Annotated in this window: 18 protein-coding genes and 1 other annotated feature; of the genes, 7 read left to right on the top strand and 11 right to left on the bottom strand. The window is 54.7% G+C overall.

The genetic code is table 11. From position 1 onward, the window contains the following. Nucleotides 1-37 precede the first annotated feature (37 nt). From lipA to L5220_RS05260, 3 genes are all read left to right on the top strand, one after another. On the top strand, nucleotides 38-907 hold the full coding sequence (gene lipA, locus L5220_RS05250) for a lipoyl synthase (protein ID WP_499572162.1): 870 nt from the start codon (nucleotides 38-40) through the stop codon (nucleotides 905-907). Nucleotides 908-991: 84 nt separating this feature from the next. After that, complete coding sequence (locus L5220_RS05255; protein ID WP_099799570.1) at nucleotides 992-2,317, top strand: valine--pyruvate transaminase; 1,326 nt, start codon at nucleotides 992-994, stop codon at nucleotides 2,315-2,317. Between the two features lie 43 nt (nucleotides 2,318-2,360). Next, complete coding sequence (locus tag L5220_RS05260; protein ID WP_099799569.1) at nucleotides 2,361-3,095, top strand: TerC family protein; 735 nt, start codon at nucleotides 2,361-2,363, stop codon at nucleotides 3,093-3,095. Here L5220_RS05260 and ndk read toward each other — a convergent pair. After that, the gene (gene ndk, locus L5220_RS05265) at nucleotides 3,070-3,522 is read right to left on the bottom strand and encodes a nucleoside-diphosphate kinase (protein ID WP_099799568.1); all 453 of its coding nucleotides are present in this window, start codon (nucleotides 3,520-3,522) and stop codon (nucleotides 3,070-3,072) included. The two genes, L5220_RS05260 and ndk, sit on opposite strands and share 26 nt — an antisense overlap. A gap of 56 nt (nucleotides 3,523-3,578) precedes the next feature. Here ndk and L5220_RS05270 point away from each other — a divergent pair, with 56 nt between their 5' ends. After that, nucleotides 3,579-4,379, top strand: coding sequence for a PhzF family phenazine biosynthesis protein (locus tag L5220_RS05270; RefSeq protein WP_448514232.1), 801 nt, complete (start codon nucleotides 3,579-3,581; stop codon nucleotides 4,377-4,379). Here L5220_RS05270 and cobO read toward each other — a convergent pair. From cobO to secE, 7 genes are all read right to left on the bottom strand, one after another. After that, the gene (cobO, locus tag L5220_RS05275; protein WP_448514231.1) at nucleotides 4,376-4,978 is read right to left on the bottom strand and encodes a cob(I)yrinic acid a,c-diamide adenosyltransferase; all 603 of its coding nucleotides are present in this window, start codon (nucleotides 4,976-4,978) and stop codon (nucleotides 4,376-4,378) included. The two genes, L5220_RS05270 and cobO, sit on opposite strands and share 4 nt — an antisense overlap. A gap of 84 nt (nucleotides 4,979-5,062) precedes the next feature. Next, a complete protein-coding gene (rplL, locus tag L5220_RS05280) occupies nucleotides 5,063-5,458 on the bottom strand; it encodes a 50S ribosomal protein L7/L12 (protein WP_099799565.1) in 396 nt (131 codons plus the stop codon). Nucleotides 5,459-5,528: 70 nt separating this feature from the next. Beyond that, nucleotides 5,529-6,056 carry a 50S ribosomal protein L10 gene (gene rplJ / locus L5220_RS05285; protein WP_099799564.1) on the bottom strand — a complete coding sequence of 176 codons (528 nt, stop codon included), beginning with the start codon at nucleotides 6,054-6,056 and terminating at the stop codon, nucleotides 5,529-5,531. A 17-nt stretch (nucleotides 6,057-6,073) separates the two neighbouring features. Then, nucleotides 6,074-6,212 (bottom strand) — a sequence feature (ribosomal protein L10 leader region). 28 nt (nucleotides 6,213-6,240) lie between these two features. Beyond that, a complete protein-coding gene (gene rplA / locus L5220_RS05290) occupies nucleotides 6,241-6,954 on the bottom strand; it encodes a 50S ribosomal protein L1 (RefSeq protein ID WP_099799948.1) in 714 nt (237 codons plus the stop codon). A gap of 81 nt (nucleotides 6,955-7,035) precedes the next feature. Then, nucleotides 7,036-7,461, bottom strand: a complete 426-nt coding sequence (gene rplK, locus L5220_RS05295; protein WP_099799563.1) for a 50S ribosomal protein L11 — start codon at nucleotides 7,459-7,461, stop codon at nucleotides 7,036-7,038. A 14-nt stretch (nucleotides 7,462-7,475) separates the two neighbouring features. Continuing rightward, nucleotides 7,476-8,105 carry a transcription termination/antitermination protein NusG gene (gene nusG / locus L5220_RS05300; protein WP_376787948.1) on the bottom strand — a complete coding sequence of 210 codons (630 nt, stop codon included), beginning with the start codon at nucleotides 8,103-8,105 and terminating at the stop codon, nucleotides 7,476-7,478. Between the two features lie 81 nt (nucleotides 8,106-8,186). After that, the gene (gene secE / locus L5220_RS05305; RefSeq protein WP_099799561.1) at nucleotides 8,187-8,402 is read right to left on the bottom strand and encodes a preprotein translocase subunit SecE; all 216 of its coding nucleotides are present in this window, start codon (nucleotides 8,400-8,402) and stop codon (nucleotides 8,187-8,189) included. Nucleotides 8,403-8,498: 96 nt separating this feature from the next. Between secE and L5220_RS05310 the strand changes: the two genes are divergently transcribed. Further along, entirely contained in the window at nucleotides 8,499-9,434 is a 936-nt protein-coding gene (locus L5220_RS05310) for an alpha/beta fold hydrolase (protein WP_499572165.1), read from the top strand. Here the strand turns inward: L5220_RS05310 and L5220_RS05315 are convergent. Together L5220_RS05315 and L5220_RS05320 are read right to left on the bottom strand one after the other, a co-directional pair. Then, nucleotides 9,352-10,323, bottom strand: a complete 972-nt coding sequence (locus L5220_RS05315) for a glycosyltransferase family 2 protein (RefSeq protein WP_448514229.1) — start codon at nucleotides 10,321-10,323, stop codon at nucleotides 9,352-9,354. The two genes, L5220_RS05310 and L5220_RS05315, sit on opposite strands and share 83 nt — an antisense overlap. Before the next feature lie 2 nt (nucleotides 10,324-10,325). Further along, a complete protein-coding gene (locus L5220_RS05320) occupies nucleotides 10,326-11,132 on the bottom strand; it encodes a hypothetical protein (protein WP_448514228.1) in 807 nt (268 codons plus the stop codon). Nucleotides 11,133-11,282: 150 nt separating this feature from the next. On the opposite strand from L5220_RS05320, the gene L5220_RS05325 reads away from it, so the two are divergent. Further along, entirely contained in the window at nucleotides 11,283-14,351 is a 3,069-nt protein-coding gene (locus L5220_RS05325) for an alpha-mannosidase (RefSeq protein WP_499572168.1), read from the top strand. Here the strand turns inward: L5220_RS05325 and L5220_RS05330 are convergent. Beyond that, the gene (locus L5220_RS05330; RefSeq protein WP_099799557.1) at nucleotides 14,348-14,758 is read right to left on the bottom strand and encodes a single-stranded DNA-binding protein; all 411 of its coding nucleotides are present in this window, start codon (nucleotides 14,756-14,758) and stop codon (nucleotides 14,348-14,350) included. The genes L5220_RS05325 and L5220_RS05330 overlap by 4 nt on opposite strands. A gap of 279 nt (nucleotides 14,759-15,037) precedes the next feature. Between L5220_RS05330 and L5220_RS05335 the strand changes: the two genes are divergently transcribed. Beyond that, complete coding sequence (locus tag L5220_RS05335; protein WP_499572170.1) at nucleotides 15,038-15,697, top strand: cyclic di-GMP-binding domain-containing protein, MshE-related; 660 nt, start codon at nucleotides 15,038-15,040, stop codon at nucleotides 15,695-15,697.

The following is a 15,697-nucleotide window of genomic DNA, read 5'->3' on the forward strand; positions in this document are numbered from 1 at the left end:
TACGTCCTCTGCTCTATTGCTATCATTCAAAGGCATTATGACCCATCTTCAGCCCCTCCCAGCTTGGTTACGCAAACCCCTCGGCAAAGCCAGCGATATCGCCACCGTACAGCAGTTAATACGACGGCACGGCATCCACACCATCTGTGAGGAGGGGCGCTGCCCCAATCGGGGGGAGTGCTACGCCCAAAAAACCGCAACGTTTTTACTATTGGGGTCAACCTGTACCCGCGCCTGTGCCTTTTGCCAAGTGGATAAGGGACACGCCCCCCTAGCGGTGGATCCCCAGGAACCGGCGAAGGTAGCCGCGGCAGTCGCTACGCTGGGGTTAGACTACGTAGTCTTAACCAGTGTGGCGCGGGATGACTTACCTGACCAGGGAGCCGGGCAGTTTGTGGCCACCATCCAAGCCATTCGCCAACAGCGACCCCAAGCGCAAATTGAAGTCCTCACCCCCGACTTTCGCATGGATCACAGGCGGCTGAGCCAGCGCGACTGTATTGCCCAAATTGTTGCCCTAGACCCCGCCTGCTATAACCATAATCTGGAAACCGTGGCACGGCTGCAAAAACCCGTTCGGCGCGGCGCCACCTATGAGAGTTCCTTGCGGGTACTGGCAACCGTCAAGGCGTTGAACCCACAGATTCCCACCAAATCGGGGCTGATGCTTGGTCTCGGCGAGTCTGAAGCAGAGATTGTGGCCACGCTGAAGGATTTACGGGCAGTGGGGTGCGATCGCCTCACCCTGGGGCAGTACCTGCCCCCATCCCTTAACCATCTTCCTGTTGTCAAATACTGGCACCCTGAAGAGTTTGAGCGCTTAGGTGAGATAGCCAGGGAGCTGGGGTTTAGCCATGTACGCTCAGGCCCACTGGTGCGAAGCTCTTACCACGCTGGTGCAGCTTAGGGGACATTTGCACCAACGCATGTCTGAGACACCATCAAAGCCAAAGTGTTATTCTAACGTTACTGTCATGATTCCCCTGCGCTTATGAATCCTGCACTCTCCCAGATTGGCCAACAAATGTCCCAACTGACGGGAGTACGGGCAATCATGAAGGACATTATCGAAACCCTGCGTCTGAATCGCGGTCAGGATCTTATTAACCTGAGTGCAGGCAACCCGCTGATTTTGCCGGAGGTCGAGCAACTGTGGCGAGAGTGCACCCAAGAACTCATGGCCAGTCCAGAATTTGGCCAAGTAGTGTGTCGCTACGGTACCAGCCAAGGTTATGAGCCGCTCATTGCCGCCGTTGTCGATGACTTTAACCGCCGCTATGGCTTGAACCTCAGTGAGCAGAATGTGCTGGTGACCCCCGGCAGCCAAGCGATTTACTTCTTTGCTGCCAATGCCTTTGGAGGGGCTGCGGCGAACGGTCAAGCCAAGAAAGTGGTGCTGCCCTTGAGTCCCGAATATACCGGCTATGGTGGCGTGAGTTTGATGCCCCATACCGTAGTGGCCTACCGTCCCCGCTTAGAGATTTTTGAAACGGAGCACGCCTTTAAGTACCGTCCTGATTTTCAGCAGTTACAGATTGATGACACCACTGGGTGTGTAATTTTTTCGCGCCCCTGTAACCCCACTGGCAATGTTCTGACCGATGTGGAAGTGCGGCAAATTGCAGATCTGGCGGTGCCCTACGGGGTACCCGTGCTCATTGATGCCGCCTATGGCCCTCCCTATCCCAGCTTGAATTTCACAGAACTGGTGCCTGTGTTTGGTGGCAATATTGTTCACTGTCTCAGTTTGTCTAAGGCGGGCTTACCCGGTGAGCGGGTGGGGATTGCCATTGGCGATCGCGACATTCTCAGTGTTCTAGAAGCGTTTCAGACCAATGCGTGTATTCATGCCTCCCGCTATGGTCAGGCAATTGCTGCCTTGGCCATAGCCAATGGTGCCCTTGCCGATGTCTCACTAAATGTCATTCGGCCATTTTATCAACGTAAATTTGCTGTTTTAGAGGAAACCCTAAGAACCGCCTTACCTCAAGATTTGCCATGGTTCCTCCATCGCGGTGAAGGGGCGATTTTTGCCTGGCTATGGCTGCGGAATTTGCCAATGACGGATTGGGAACTGTACCAGCACTTGAAGCAAGCGGGGGTGATTGTGGTTCCCGGTAGCTCCTTCTTCCCCGGTCTGAGCGAGGAATGGCATCATAAGCAAGAATGCTTACGCATTAGCCTCACTGCCAGTGATGAGGAAATTGCTCTGGGGATGGAGCGCTTAGCAGCAACAATTAGCCAAATCTATCAAGACGCTTCGACCTACTCTGCCGGTCAGCAATGGCAGATTTCTGAAGCAGGTATGCGACCATAGACATTATGTCCATGGTTGAGCTTCGGAGATAGATGCTGCCTACATGATTGATGAGTTGCTGGAACTGTCACCCAATTGGGGGGTGGACACGCTGCTGTTGCTGGTGGTGTTGTTGGCGTTAGAAGCAATTCTCTCCGCTGATAATGCGATTGCTCTGGCAGCATTAGTACAGGGCATTGACGATCCGCAAGAGCAGCGCAACGCCCTGAATTTGGGGCTGGCCATCTCTTACATTTTTCGCATCGGCCTCATTTTTACGGCAAGCTGGGTACTCCAGTTCTGGCAGTTTGAATTGGCGGGCGCACTTTACCTCCTCTGGTTGGCGATCAAGTACTTTTTCTTCACAAACGAACCAGAGCACGAGCATGAACGGGTGATTCGCTCCTTTTGGCAAGCGGTACCCCTGCTGGCGCTGGCAGATTTGGCGTTTTCTTTAGATAGTGTGACAACGGCGATCGCCCTGTCGGATGAACGCTGGCTGGTGGTGCTGGGGGGCACCATCGGTGTCATTATGCTGCGGTTTATGGCAGAGCTATTTATTCGATGGTTAAAGGAATTTCCTCGCCTTGAAGATGCTGGCTACTTAACCGTCACCTTGGTGGGGTTACGGCTGCTTATGCGGGTTGTCAACCATGCCCTTGTTCCCCCTGACTGGCTGATGATTAGTCTCATTGCCCTGTGCTTTCTTTGGGGGTTTTCCAAACGGGCGACGGACGAGCCCCCTCCAGCCATAACCCCGCAAGCCCAGGAGCCTACATCTCGTACACCCAAGAGGTAAGGGATGGCTCCCAAGGAACCAGTTCTTGCGTTTGGAACCAGAGGTTAATTTCGCGCTCTGCGGTTTCGGCGGCATCAGAGCCATGGATGATATTGCGCCCCACGTCCACACCAAACTCTCCACGCAGGGTGCCTGGCTCGGCATTCAGGGGATTTGTCGCGCCAATCATCTTACGGGCAGCGGCAATCACACCGCGACCTTCCCACACCATCGCTACCACAGGCCCTGAGGTAATAAAGTTCACGAGCCCCGGAAAAAAAGGTTTATCCTTGTGCTCGCCGTAGTGTTGCTCCGCCAGTTCGCGGCTCACCCGCAGCATTTTCAGACCTACTAATGTGTAGCCTTTTTGCTCAAATCGTTGGATAATCGTCCCCACTAGACCCCGCTGGACACCATCGGGCTTAATGGCTAGAAATGTCCGTTCCACGCAGTCGTTCCTCTGCTTGCACTACAGCATAAATTTTACGGGTTTAGAGGTACCAGATGGGGCTACCACTCTATCAAGTTGATGCATTTACTAAAACTCCCTTTTGCGGTAACCCAGCAGCCGTATGTGTTCTCCCAGTGTTCCTAGAGTCCGATCAGCTCCAGGCGATCGCTCAGGAAATGAATCTTTCGGAAACCGCCTTTGTGGTGCCCACGGCTGCGGGATTTGATCTGCGATGGTTCACCCCCGTGGCCGAAGTCGATCTGTGCGGTCATGCTACGCTGGCGGCGGCTCATGCCCTCTGGCAGCATCAGGGAGCGGTTGGTGATCTGCTATTTCATACCCGTAGCGGCACCTTGGTAGCCCGCCAAGCTGAGGACTGGATTGCCTTGGACTTTCCGCAACAACCGGTGCACTCCCTCGAGCATCCGAAACTCCTTGAAACACTCACTGCTGCCTTAGGGATTTCCCCCGTTTGGCTCGGTCAAACCGCCAGTGATTTATTTGTTGTCTTGGACAATGAAACCCTAGTGCAGCAGTTAAGCCCTGATTTTGCCCAAATTGCCACCCTGCCCTGTCGAGGGGTGATTGTGACAGCATTAAGCCATGCTCGGGATTATGACTTTGTCTCGCGCTTTTTTGCTCCGCAATTAGGCATTCCTGAGGATCCAGTCACCGGATCGGCTCACTGTAGCCTTTATCCCTACTGGCGAGAGCACGTTGCTAAGGAAACATTAGTGGGGTATCAAGCCTCGCGGCGAGGCGGAATCGTCAAAGTCCAAGGCGCAGGCGATCGCGTCATCCTCTTTGGTCAAGCCGTTACCGTGTTGCAAGGAGAACTGCTAGGACTGGACTAGAATTCAATGCCAGGTTGGGCTTTTATCCCTTGTTCGCGGAAGGGATGTTTCACGAGGGTCATTTCCGTCACTAAGTCTGCGGCCTCAATCAGAGCTGCAGGCGCACCGCGCCCTGTGAGAATCACATGGGTCATGGCGGGTTTCTGACTCAAACCAGCCAGCACGGGCTCCACCGCAAGGTACTCCAGTTTTAAGGCAACGTTAATTTCATCCAAAAGCACCAAGCGATACTCCGGATTTCTCAGGTAAGTGAGCGCTAATTCCCAGGCCGCTAGGGCATGGGCAATGTCCCGCTGCCGATCTTGGGTTTCCCATGTAAACCCTTCTCCCATGGCATGGAAGGCTAACTGCTCTGACCAATGGCTCAGAACGGCTTTCTCAGCGGGTTCCCACGCCCCCTTAATAAACTGAATAATGGCCACGCGGTAGCCGTGCCCCAAAGAGCGGACAACCATTCCCAGAGCGGCAGTTGTCTTACCTTTACCATTGCCGGTATGGACGATGATCAGCCCCTTTTCGCGGTTGCGCTCTGCCAGTCGTTGTGCCTGCACCGCTTTACGTTGCTGCATTTTTTGGCGGTATTGCTCATCGCTTAGCATCGGATACCTTCCAAACTAGCAAAAATAAATAGGGTAGCTCTGACAGTCGAACTACCCTTGGCGGTCAAGATACCAGAAATTAAGCTATTTGATGCTGACTTTGGCGCCAGCCTCTTCTAGCTCTTTCTTGGCAGCTTCGGCATCTTCCTTGGTAGCCCCCTCTTTGACAGCTTTGGGGGTTGATTCCACCACTTCTTTAGCTTCTTTTAGCCCCAGCCCTGTCAAGGAACGGACGACTTTCAGAACGGCAATTTTCTTGTCGGCAGGAACGTCCTCGAGGATGACATCAAAAGCAGTTTTTTCTTCGACTTCCTCCGCAGGAGCGGCACCGGCAGCAACGGGAGCCGCCATCACCATGCCGCCGACCGGCGCAGCCGCACTCACGCCAAAGGTCTCTTCAATTTGTTTGACCAGTTCGGCAGCTTCTAACAGGGTTAGGGATTTCAATTTTTCGAGAATTTCATCGGTTGCAGCAGACATTGTTAACTCCTAAAGTGTAGTAAATAAAACAACAGGTGGATTCTCAAACAGAACCCAAAAGCAGGATGATCTATGCCGCCTCTTTGTCGGCGATCGCCTGCGTTGCCCGCGCCAAGGAAGCCGGAACTTCCTTGATGCCAATGGCAATCTTGGCCGTGACAGCGTTGAGGGCACCGGCAATTTGCGCCATGAGTTGCTCCTTGGAGGGCAGATCGCCGATGGCCTTGACTTGGGCTTCGTCAAGGGCGCGTCCCTCTAGGACACCACCGCGCAAGGCTGTCTTTTTCGTGGCTTTCTGGAATTCTTGGTAGGCTTTAATGGTGCCCCCCAAGTCATCCGTGGCCAACAAAAAGGCGGATGGTCCTTGCAAGAACTGGGTCAGAGGTTGCCAGTGGTCACTGTCTTTGACCGCCAGTTCCATCAGCGTGTTTTTCGTAACTTTGCAACTGGCATTGCACTTGCGCAAGCGCTGTCGTAAGTCCTTGAGTTCAGCATCGGTGAGACCTTGATAGTCAATCACCAGTGCCATTTGGGCTTGACTCAAGCGGTCTTTGAGTTCGGCTACAATTTGTTTTTTATTTTCTAGCGTGCGTCCCACGCGGATCACCTCCCTATGGTTTCAAGAAAAAACCCCAGCAGTGCTGCCGGGGCGATCGCCCAATCCCGCAAGATGGACATCGCAAACCTCAGCAGGACGATTATGTCTTGGCAGTCGCCAGACCCCTGCGGTCTTCGGTTTCAAGAACTCAATTTTTTGGGTTTGGGCAATAGGCAACTCCTCCTTAGGCCACGTCCGCCAGCTTCAGCTCCCGCAGGGCATTAATATCCACTTGGATACTCGGCCCCATGGTCGCCGTTACATAGACACTGCGCCAGTAGCGCCCCTTGGCACCGCTGGGTCGGTTGCGATCAATGGCCTCCTGCAAGGCTTTCAGGTTCACCAGCAGATCCTCAGCGCTAAAGCTCGCTTTGCCAAAAAGGACATGAACAATTCCGGTGCGATCGGCGCGGAATTCGACCTTACCGGCCTTAAATTCAGCAATCGCTTGGGGCAGATCAAAGGTCACAGTCCCCGCTTTGGGAGAGGGCATGAGGCCGCGCGGCCCAAGAATTCGACCCACCTTAGCCACTTGGGGCATCATATCTGGGGTGGCAATCAGCAAATCAAAGTCCATCCGCCCTTTTTGGATTTCATCAATCAGCTCTTCAGACCCCACCACATCGGCACCAGCGGCACTGGCCTCCGTCACTTTTTCACCCCGGGCAATAACCGCCACCCGAATGGTTTGCCCTGTGCCTTTGGGGAGCGCCACAGTGGTTCGCAATTGCTGATCCGTATATTTAGGATCAATCCCTAGACGAATGTGGGCTTCTGCCGATTCCGGAAATTTAGCAGTGGCGGTTTCCTTKAGCAGTTGGAGTGCTTCAAGGGGTGGGTAAGGGCGATCCTCTACTTTGGCATAGAGGTCACGCAGTCGTCGCGAGAGTTTAGGCATTTGGTTAACCTCCACGGGGTGCAAGCGAAACTCGGTTTCTCCCCCAACACAACAATTTAACAGCGAACACACGAAAACCCCTTAGTCGGTGACGGCAACCCCCATATTCCGCGCCGTCCCTTCAATAATGCGCATGGCCGCCTCAATGTCATTGGCATTGAGGTCTGGCATTTTTTTCTCGGCAATTTCCCGCAGTTGGGCGCGGGTAATACTGCCGACTTGTTTTTTGTTGGGCTCCCCAGAGCCTTTCTCGATCCCTGCCGCTTTTTGGATGAGCACCGAGGCGGGCGGCGTTTTCAGAACAAAGGTAAAACTGCGATCTTCATAGACCGAAATTTCCACCGGTACAACGGTACCCACCTGATCGGCAGTGCGAGCGTTGTACTCTTTGCAGAACATCATGATGTTCACACCGTGCTGACCCAAGGCAGGGCCAATGGGAGGGGCAGGGTTGGCTTTACCTGCCTGAATCGCTAACTTAATAATTGCGACGACTTTTTTCGCCATAGTGATTGAGCGTCCTATCCTTCTTTTTCCACTTGATTCACTTCGAGTTCAACCGGTGTTTCGCGGCCAAAAATCGAGAGTAATGCTTTGAGCTTGCTGCGCTCAGGGCTGACTTCAATAACTTCACCCTCAAAGTCTTTGAACGGGCCACTGAGAACTTTGATCTTATCACCACTGTTGAGATCAATGCGGTGAACCGGCTCTTGCTCTTGGACTTTGCGGAAGATGCGATCCACTTCTGCCGCACTCAAGGGCATGGGTTTGACGTGCCCTCGCCCGCGGCCGGTACTCCGCCGTTGCTCGGCACCTACAAAGTTAATGACATTGGGGGTGTTTTTGATAACCTGCCATGCTTCATCATCAATCTGCCACTCACCGGTGTCTGGCGACTGCTGTGCCCGCACTTGAATGAGCACATAGCCCGGAAACACTTTTTCCTCAATGGTTTGGCGTGAGCCGTCTTTCTTGATTTTGATGATTGGTGTTTGGGGAATTTCAATGCGGAAGATACGATCAGCGACATCTAAGGTATGCAGCCGCTGCTCAATGGTGCTTTTAACCTTTTTTTCGCAGCCGGAGGCCACTTGCACAGCGTACCAAAATCGCTTTGCCGATTTTACGGATTCGTCATCCGTGGTACTCATGCTGTCATTGAGGGGATCCTGCTGATCGTAATCTGTAAATTCGCTAGCCATAGGCGCGTACGTGTAATCCTTGTGGGCTGCCTAAAAAATAAGTTTCGCCAACCAGCGAAAAAGTTCATCAACCAAGTAGATAACGACTGCTGAAAGAGAGACAATTAAAATCACAGCAGCAGATTCGCCAATTAAACGTTGGCGATCGGGCCACACCACTTTGTTGAGCTCTTCCTTGGTCTCGCGGAAAAACTCAGTGAGGTTGAAGCCACTGCTGGGCTTATCGCCTTCGGTGCTTTTGGTCACGGCGGAACTCCTTCGGGCACAGGGGCAGCCTGTTACTACCAGTCTAATTCAGCGCGATTTATTATCGTAGCAGGTTTCTTTAGTTTAGGGAATATCATGATCAAGAGTTTGCGATCGCGCACCCTCACCACTAGTCTTGGCGATGTGGTCTATAGAACAGGCGATGTGGTCTATAGAACAAATGACTTCAACCTCGGGGCTACAACGCCACCGCTGTTTTTTTGGCATGGTCTCGGGGGAGGCTCCAGTTCTTACGAGTGGTCAGCTGTGTACCCTGCCTTTGCTGCGGATTATCCTGTGTTTGCCCTAGATTTGCCCGGATGGGGTGCCTCTGCCCATGTAGCTCAGCCCTACACGGTTGCAGCCTACGCCGCCCACATCAGTGAATGCCTCAGCCAGCTAGCAACTGAGCCAGCGGTGGTGATTGCGTCTTCGCTGACGGCGGCGTTTGCGATCCAAGCGGCGATCGCCCAGCCACAGTACGTTCGTGCCTTAATTCTGGTGTGTCCAACGGGTCTGAGTGATTTTGGCCAAGACTACCGTCAGAGCCTCATTGCCCAATTGGCTCGCCAACCTTACCTAGATGTGGTCTTCTATCGGCTGGCGGTAGCCAATCCCTTGGGGGTGCGGTCGTTTATGGTGAATCAGCAATTTGCGCAGCCGCAACGAATCAGCCCACAGATGATTGCCACCTACACCCAAGTGGCGCAGGCAGAAGGGGCAGAAATTGCGGCACTGGCCTTTGTGCGCGGGGATCTCTGTTGCGATCTTAGCCATCGTTTGCCCCACTTAACGGTACCGACCTATATCGTGTGGGGCGAGCAGGCCAAGTTGCCGCCGCTGCGTGTGGGGCAACGCTTAGCTGAACTGAATCCAGAGGCGATTCGTGCCTTTGACACTGTGCCTGAGGTGGGGCTAACCCCCCAGTTGGAGTGTCCGGCGGTGATGATTAGTTTGCTGGATCGCTATTTGCAGCAGGTGTCGGGTCAAGACCATAGCGATCGCGCACAAGGTAGAGGGGACGCTGTTTGACTTCTTCGTAAATGCGGCCAATGTACTCACCAATGATGCCAAGGGTCAGCAGTTGCACCCCCCCCATAAACAAAATGGCCACCATGAGGGAGGGGTACCCGGGTAAGTCGGCACCAAAAAGCAAGGTGCGCACGACCAGCCACAGGGCATAGATCAACGCCACCCCAGAGATCATCAGGCCAACGTAGAGCCACACCTGTAGGGGCTTGACGCTAAAGGCAAAAATGGCACCTAGGGCAAAATTCCACAATTGCCAGTAGCTCCACTTGCTCTGGCCTTGACGGCGAGCTGGCCGTTCAAAATAAACCGCAGTTTGGCGATACCCCACCCAACTAAACAGTCCCTTCATAAAGCGTCCTCGCTCTGGTAATTGTTTGAGGGCTTCCACCACCCGTCGATCTAGCAGCCGAAAATCCCCCGTATTGGCAGGAATAGGCACAGAACTCAGTCCTTGCAGCAAGGCATAGAAGCCGTGCGCCGTCCATTGCTTCAGGAGCGACTCCCGCCGCCGCTGTCGGGTGGCATAAACGACATCAAATCCCTGCTGCCAGCGCTCCACAAGGTCAGGGATTACCTCGGGCGGGTCTTGTAAGTCCGCATCCATGGGAATAACCGCCAACCCCGTGGCAGCATCAATCCCAGCGGTGAGGGCAATGTCTTTACCAAAGTTGCGGGACAAATCGAGAATTTTAATCGTGGGGTGGCGATCGCGCCATTGGAGCAACCCACTGAGTGTGCGATCGCGACTGCCATCGTTGACGCAAATAATTTCGTAGGGCAACCCTAACTGTGTCAAGACTGGCAATAGTTCTTGAAATAGTTCATCCAGATTGGCTTCTTCGTTAAAACAGGGAATGACGATCGACAGGGTCGGTGGCAGGTTCCCCATACCTAGGGTTGGCGGGCAGTGGCGGTCGCTGGTAGGGTGGTGCCATAGACCGCGGGGCGATCGCCCTGGGCCAGTTGGGTGCTGCCATGACTATCCACCGCCCAAAGGGTTGCCTGCGCGTCCCCCATCACGTGGGTTTGAAAGAGCACCTGATCCGGGTACGTGTGGCTCCAGCCCAAAAGCGTTGCAACGTCATAGTCGGCTGCCGTGGGATACACTGTTGCCACATGGCCGCGCCCAGGCTGCCAAATCCAAGCGGCATCCGTGACGAGGTCTGACGCAAATAACCCCATAAACTGGCGTACCAAGAGACGATTATCGCGTTGCGACCACCCCACCGGCACTAATACCGCAATCAAGCCTTGGTGGCGAGGCACCTCTGCTAAAAACTCTCGCGGGACTTCCTGAAGGCTGTCGATGCGCTGGCGATCGCCCGTGTGCAGGTCGGTAATCTCCAGTATGCTCGTTAACTGTTGTTCGAACGCCTGGGGTGCCGCCTGAAAGTAGAGGGTGGCTTCCGCCACATAACGACCATCGGGGGAAACGTAGCGGGCTGTCTGCTGGCGGTAGGAGAGGGGCTTTTGCGCCTTTAGGGCTGCCTCGTGTCCCTGCTCAATCCACGTCCACGGTAGGGGAAAGGGGCTTTGCAGAGGGTCAGTGGCCGTGGGCACTACTTGCAGCAACTGATCTGCCTTCGGTGGGGTTACGTCAGGTTGGGCAAGCGTCAGGGGGGGAACCACCACAGCCGTGAGTAGCGCACAGAGTGAGGAGGTTAAAATMCCCCGCCACTGCTCAAATCGGGTTACCATTGGGTCACTCCTCCCCAGAAAACAGTGTGAGTGGGCTATGTATAGGTGGATAAGCGGGTCAGCCAAAAACGCCAAACAATCATCACGAGCCCTCACTTCTCTAGCATAGCAAGTGGCCTAGGCCGATCGCGGCGAGATTAACTATTTTTTATGATTTTATCAGAATTGCTCAAAAAAAGCCGTCAATTTCTATGCCAGCTGGCCACCATTGATCTACAGCGGCAGTGGTGTGCCGTTGCGCCCCACGCCCACCCCTTGCCCGCAGAGGGTCTGCCCTACCCTTGCAATGCCAAGGGACATTTAGCTTGGGACAAAGGGGGACACCCGCTGTGGTTAGGACAGCGGATTACGGTTCCTACGGCAGTTCAGGGCTACGCTGTTGCGGGGTTAACGCTGCGGCTGGCGCTCACTTGGTGGGCAGATCGAGCCACAGTCTATGTGAATGGCCAGGCGGTACACCATGGTGATTTATTTGACCATTCCGTGCGGTTGTGCCTTGACGTGGCCGTGACCCCCGGCCAGACGTGGGATGTTGTCGTGGAATTGGTCAGTCCCCACCACGATGAGGGGGCGTTGGTGCGCTCGCAACTCCTATGGGAATCACCTGAGGGGGTTGACCCTGGGTTTGTGGCCGCTGAGCTAGAGATTCTAGAAACGTTTGCAGAACACGTAGAGGCCAACGCCCTCGCACCGTTGCTCGCTAAGCTCTTGGAAACAGGGGGCGATCGCTTAGATCCCCTCCTCCATCACCTCCACGATCGCCTACAGGACTGCGCCGAACCACTGCGCCAATTTCAGATGCATCTGTGCGGCCATGCCCACCTCGACCTTGCTTGGCTGTGGCCGATTTCTGAAACGTGGTCTGTTGCGCAGGCCACCTTTGCCTCAGTGCTAGCCCTGAAAAAAAATTACCCAGAATTGACCTTTACCCATTCCACCCCGGCGTTATATGCCCATCTGGAACACCATGCTCCCGCTTTGTTTAGGGCGATTCAAACTGCTGTCGCGCAGGGCTGGTGGGATATTGCGGCTGGACTGTGGGTGGAGCCGGAGTTAAACCTCATTAGTGGTGAGTCCATTGTCCGCCAACTTCTTTACGGTCAACACTACCTACAACAGGCGTTTGGGGAGGTCAGCCCCATTGCTTGGCTACCGGATACCTTTGGCTTTCCGGCGCGGTTGCCTAGCTTCCTAACCGAGGCGGGGATTCGCTACTTTGTCACCCAAAAACTCCGCTGGAACGACACCACTCGCTTTCCCTACGGTTGGTTTCAGTGGCAGGATGCAGCGGGAGCACGCCTGCCCAGTTTGATGTCTGCCCCCATCGGCGAAGGGGTTGATCCGGTGAAGATGGCGGCCTATGCTCAGGAGTGGTTTCAGCAAACTGGCTCGCGGCGCAGTTTATGGCTGCCGGGGGTTGGGGACCACGGGGGTGGCCCCACCGCTGACATGGCTGAGATCGTGCGGCGTTGGCAGCGCTTAGGAGGGATTGGGCCGCAGTGGCAGTGGACACCGGTGCGCTCCTACCTCGATCAGTTGATGGCTGAAACCCCTCCTCAGGCAATCTGGTGTGATGAACTGTATCTAGAATTCCATCGCGGTTGCTACACCAGCCACGGCGATCAAAAAGCGGTTCACGATCGCGCCCAGCGGCAGTTGCAACAGGCAGAGCTATGGTCAACCCTAGCGGCGATCGCCACCGCTACCCCCTATCCCCAAACCACCCTCAAAGCTCTCTGGCAACAATTGCTGTTTAACCAGTTTCACGATATTCTGCCGGGTTCCTCTATCCCTGAGGTCTATGCCGAGGTTAACCCCACTTGGCAAACCCTCATTGACAGCACCCAAAACCTGCTCAGCCAAGCTCAAGCAGCCATTCTCACCGCGATCGCCGATGGATCTCCCCCAGAAACGGGTGCTATTCCAGTAGTGATCTTTAATGGCTTGAATGGCGATCGCGCTGGGGTCATTCACCTTAATTTGGCGGATCTGCCCGCAGCGGTTCCCTCGTGGCGCGTCTATTGCCCGCGCGGTGATTACGATTTACCAACGCAACTCAACCTACCCCAACAGTGCCTGAGCTTTTGGGCGCAAGACATCCCCCGTGTAGGCTATCACCTGCTGTGGGTGTGTCCGCGCTCCCAACCGGATGGGCTGCCAACCCCGCCCCTCGGCTATGTCCTTGAAAATGACTATCTCCACGTAGAGATTGACCCCACGACAGGGGAAATTACCAACCTCTACGATAAACTCAACCACCGCCCCTGCTTGGGAGGGCCGGGCAATCAACTGAGATTTTTCCGCGATCAAGGCCAGTACTGGGATGCGTGGAATATTGACCCAAACTACGCCCAGCACCCACTGACAGGGGCAACCTTAGAGTCCATTGAATGGGTTTGCTGGCATCAACTGGAGCAACGGCTGCGGGTGACGTGGCGATTCCAGTCTTCACGGATTCAGCAAGAGTATGTCCTGCAGTACCAGACTCCATGGCTGCGTATTGACACGTCCCTTGACTGGCACGAAGCGCATATTCTGCTAAAAGCCGCGTTTCCCTTGGCCATCAGTGCACCAACTATCACCTGTGAAACCCCCGGCGGTATCACAGAGCGCCCCACGCTTCCCAATCGTGATCTAGACCCCCATGCCCAAGCGAAGTGGGAGGTGCCCTTTCTCACGTGGGTAGATTTAAGCACGCCAGAGTACGGGCTGAGCCTCTTGAGCGATTGCAAGCATGGGGTGGATGCCCAGCCCCAACAACTGCAATTAACGCTGTTGCGATCGCCCACGTGGCCGGATCCCCACAGCGATCGCGGTGAACACCACTTCAGTTATGGCCTATTTCCCCACAGTCAATCGTGGCAGAAGGCACGGGTGCCCGATCAAGCAGCAGCCTTTAACCACCCCCTCACGGCGGCGATCGCCCCCCTATCAACCTCAGGTTCCCTACCCAGTCATGGCTCACTGCTGGCATGGTCTGACCCAAACCTCCACCTGATGGCGCTGAAGCAGGCCGAAGACGCTAGGGGCTGGATCCTGAGAGTGGCCGATGCCTACGGCGACGGGGGCACCTTCACCCTTCAGCCTAGCTTGCTACCGTGGTACCCCACAGAGCAGCACAACTTCTTAGAAGCTCCCCCGCAGTCCCTGCCGTGGCCAACCCGCTTAAAGCCATGGCAATTTCTAACGTTACGCTTGGGGATGGCAGCTAAGGGCTAGAACGGCACTTCGTCGAGATTCAAATCCTCTGGCGGCGGTGGTGCGACGGGCACCTTAGGGGCACTCTGAACACTACTGGGGTGAGCCACATGATCAACCACATTGCCCTCCACCGCATAAAACCGGCTGACAACCAATTCCGCTCGCTTTTCCTTAAAGCCTTCAGCACGGTCAATGGTATCCATCTTGAGGCGACCCTCAAGGATCAGGCGATCGCCCACATGGCACTCAGCGTGCATTTTTTGGCCAAGGCCACCCCAGCCCACTGCCCGCAAACTCATCGGTGGCTCCTCACTACGAATGCCCTGAAACTGCACCACCATGGTTGCCACCGCCATCTGGTTGTCTTGGGTATAACGCAGTTCCGGAGCCTCAATGACCTCGGCAAAGAGTACACAACTGTTCATGGTCCTCATCCCAATTCGAGAGCGCTTGTAGCCAGTGTGCCACCCTTTCCAGCCCATCGGGGTGTTTTTAACAATAATTGTGAAACCATTTGTACTTCTCGCGATCGCCACCGCAAAAAAGATTATAGTAAAAGCACAAGGATAAGCATAACGTGTTGAGTTGTCGGTAGCCTTTGAAAACTGATAGCCTTGTAAGCTACAGCGAGCATTGACCGACTAAAAAAACCGACTAAAAAATAGATATAACCCCCCAATAGCAAACGCTCACTGTTCTTGACTATGACCACTGCCGCCGAAAAAGTCCTGCTCAAACAGGGATCTCTTGTCCTCAAGCAATGTAAAAAAGCACTGCTGGAGCACGATATGGCTGCTCTTCAGCAGCAAGCACGTATTCTGCAGGTCGCTGCGGTTGCCTCGCGGCAGACGCTTGTTGAAGCCGAAGCACGGCTACTGGAGCAAGCTGCACATCAGAATCAGCCCCGGCGTGCTGCTGAGATTTTAATGAAGATCAAAGATTGCTTGGTTGCCTTGGCCGGCGATCGGGCAATGGCTGAAAGCCTACCCGATGTGCCCGCAGCGCCAGCGACCCCAGCGAAAAACCGCCCGTTTATTCAACGGCCACAGGATGATAGCTATACAAAACGCCTAGGGAATTATCTGGTTGAAGCAGAGTTAGTCACCCCAGCCCAAATTGAAGTTGCGCTTGCGGATCAGCGCTCTACGGGTGCTCGCCTTGGCGATATCCTAGTGGCGCGAGGTTGGTTACGCAAAGGCACCATTGAATTTATTATGGAGCGTGTGGTCGTTCCGGATCGGCGGATGGGGCGACCTGAAGCGTCACCAGCCGCTAAGTCTCCCTCGCCTGCCAGTCCGGCAGTCAGTAACTCCGCCAACGATCGCGCCACCCTTATCGATACCCAGTTTTCCGGCCACGGCTAG

It is taken from the genome of Synechococcus sp. PCC 6716 (assembly GCF_022570815.1).
Taxonomy (GTDB): Bacteria; Cyanobacteriota; Cyanobacteriia; order Thermosynechococcales; family Thermosynechococcaceae; genus Thermosynechococcus; species Thermosynechococcus lividus.

What these genes read in the sequence shown, in the direction of transcription:
- lipA (WP_499572162.1), top strand. Translation starts at nt 38, where the DNA reads ATGACCCATCTTCAGCCCCTCCCAGCTTGGTTACGCAAACCCCTCGGC.
- L5220_RS05255 (WP_099799570.1), top strand. Translation starts at nt 992, where the DNA reads ATGAATCCTGCACTCTCCCAGATTGGCCAACAAATGTCCCAACTGACG.
- L5220_RS05260 (WP_099799569.1), top strand. Translation starts at nt 2,361, where the DNA reads ATGATTGATGAGTTGCTGGAACTGTCACCCAATTGGGGGGTGGACACG.
- L5220_RS05270 (WP_448514232.1), top strand. Translation starts at nt 3,579, where the DNA reads ATGGGGCTACCACTCTATCAAGTTGATGCATTTACTAAAACTCCCTTT.
- cobO (WP_448514231.1), bottom strand. Translation starts at nt 4,978, where the DNA reads ATGCTAAGCGATGAGCAATACCGCCAAAAAATGCAGCAACGTAAAGCG.
- rplL (WP_099799565.1), bottom strand. Translation starts at nt 5,458, where the DNA reads ATGTCTGCTGCAACCGATGAAATTCTCGAAAAATTGAAATCCCTAACC.
- rplK (WP_099799563.1), bottom strand. Translation starts at nt 7,461, where the DNA reads ATGGCGAAAAAAGTCGTCGCAATTATTAAGTTAGCGATTCAGGCAGGT.
- nusG (WP_376787948.1), bottom strand. Translation starts at nt 8,105, where the DNA reads ATGAGTACCACGGATGACGAATCCGTAAAATCGGCAAAGCGATTTTGG.
- L5220_RS05310 (WP_499572165.1), top strand. Translation starts at nt 8,499, where the DNA reads ATGATCAAGAGTTTGCGATCGCGCACCCTCACCACTAGTCTTGGCGAT.
- L5220_RS05315 (WP_448514229.1), bottom strand. Translation starts at nt 10,323, where the DNA reads ATGGGGAACCTGCCACCGACCCTGTCGATCGTCATTCCCTGTTTTAAC.
- L5220_RS05325 (WP_499572168.1), top strand. Translation starts at nt 11,283, where the DNA reads ATGATTTTATCAGAATTGCTCAAAAAAAGCCGTCAATTTCTATGCCAG.
- L5220_RS05330 (WP_099799557.1), bottom strand. Translation starts at nt 14,758, where the DNA reads ATGAACAGTTGTGTACTCTTTGCCGAGGTCATTGAGGCTCCGGAACTG.
- L5220_RS05335 (WP_499572170.1), top strand. Translation starts at nt 15,038, where the DNA reads ATGACCACTGCCGCCGAAAAAGTCCTGCTCAAACAGGGATCTCTTGTC.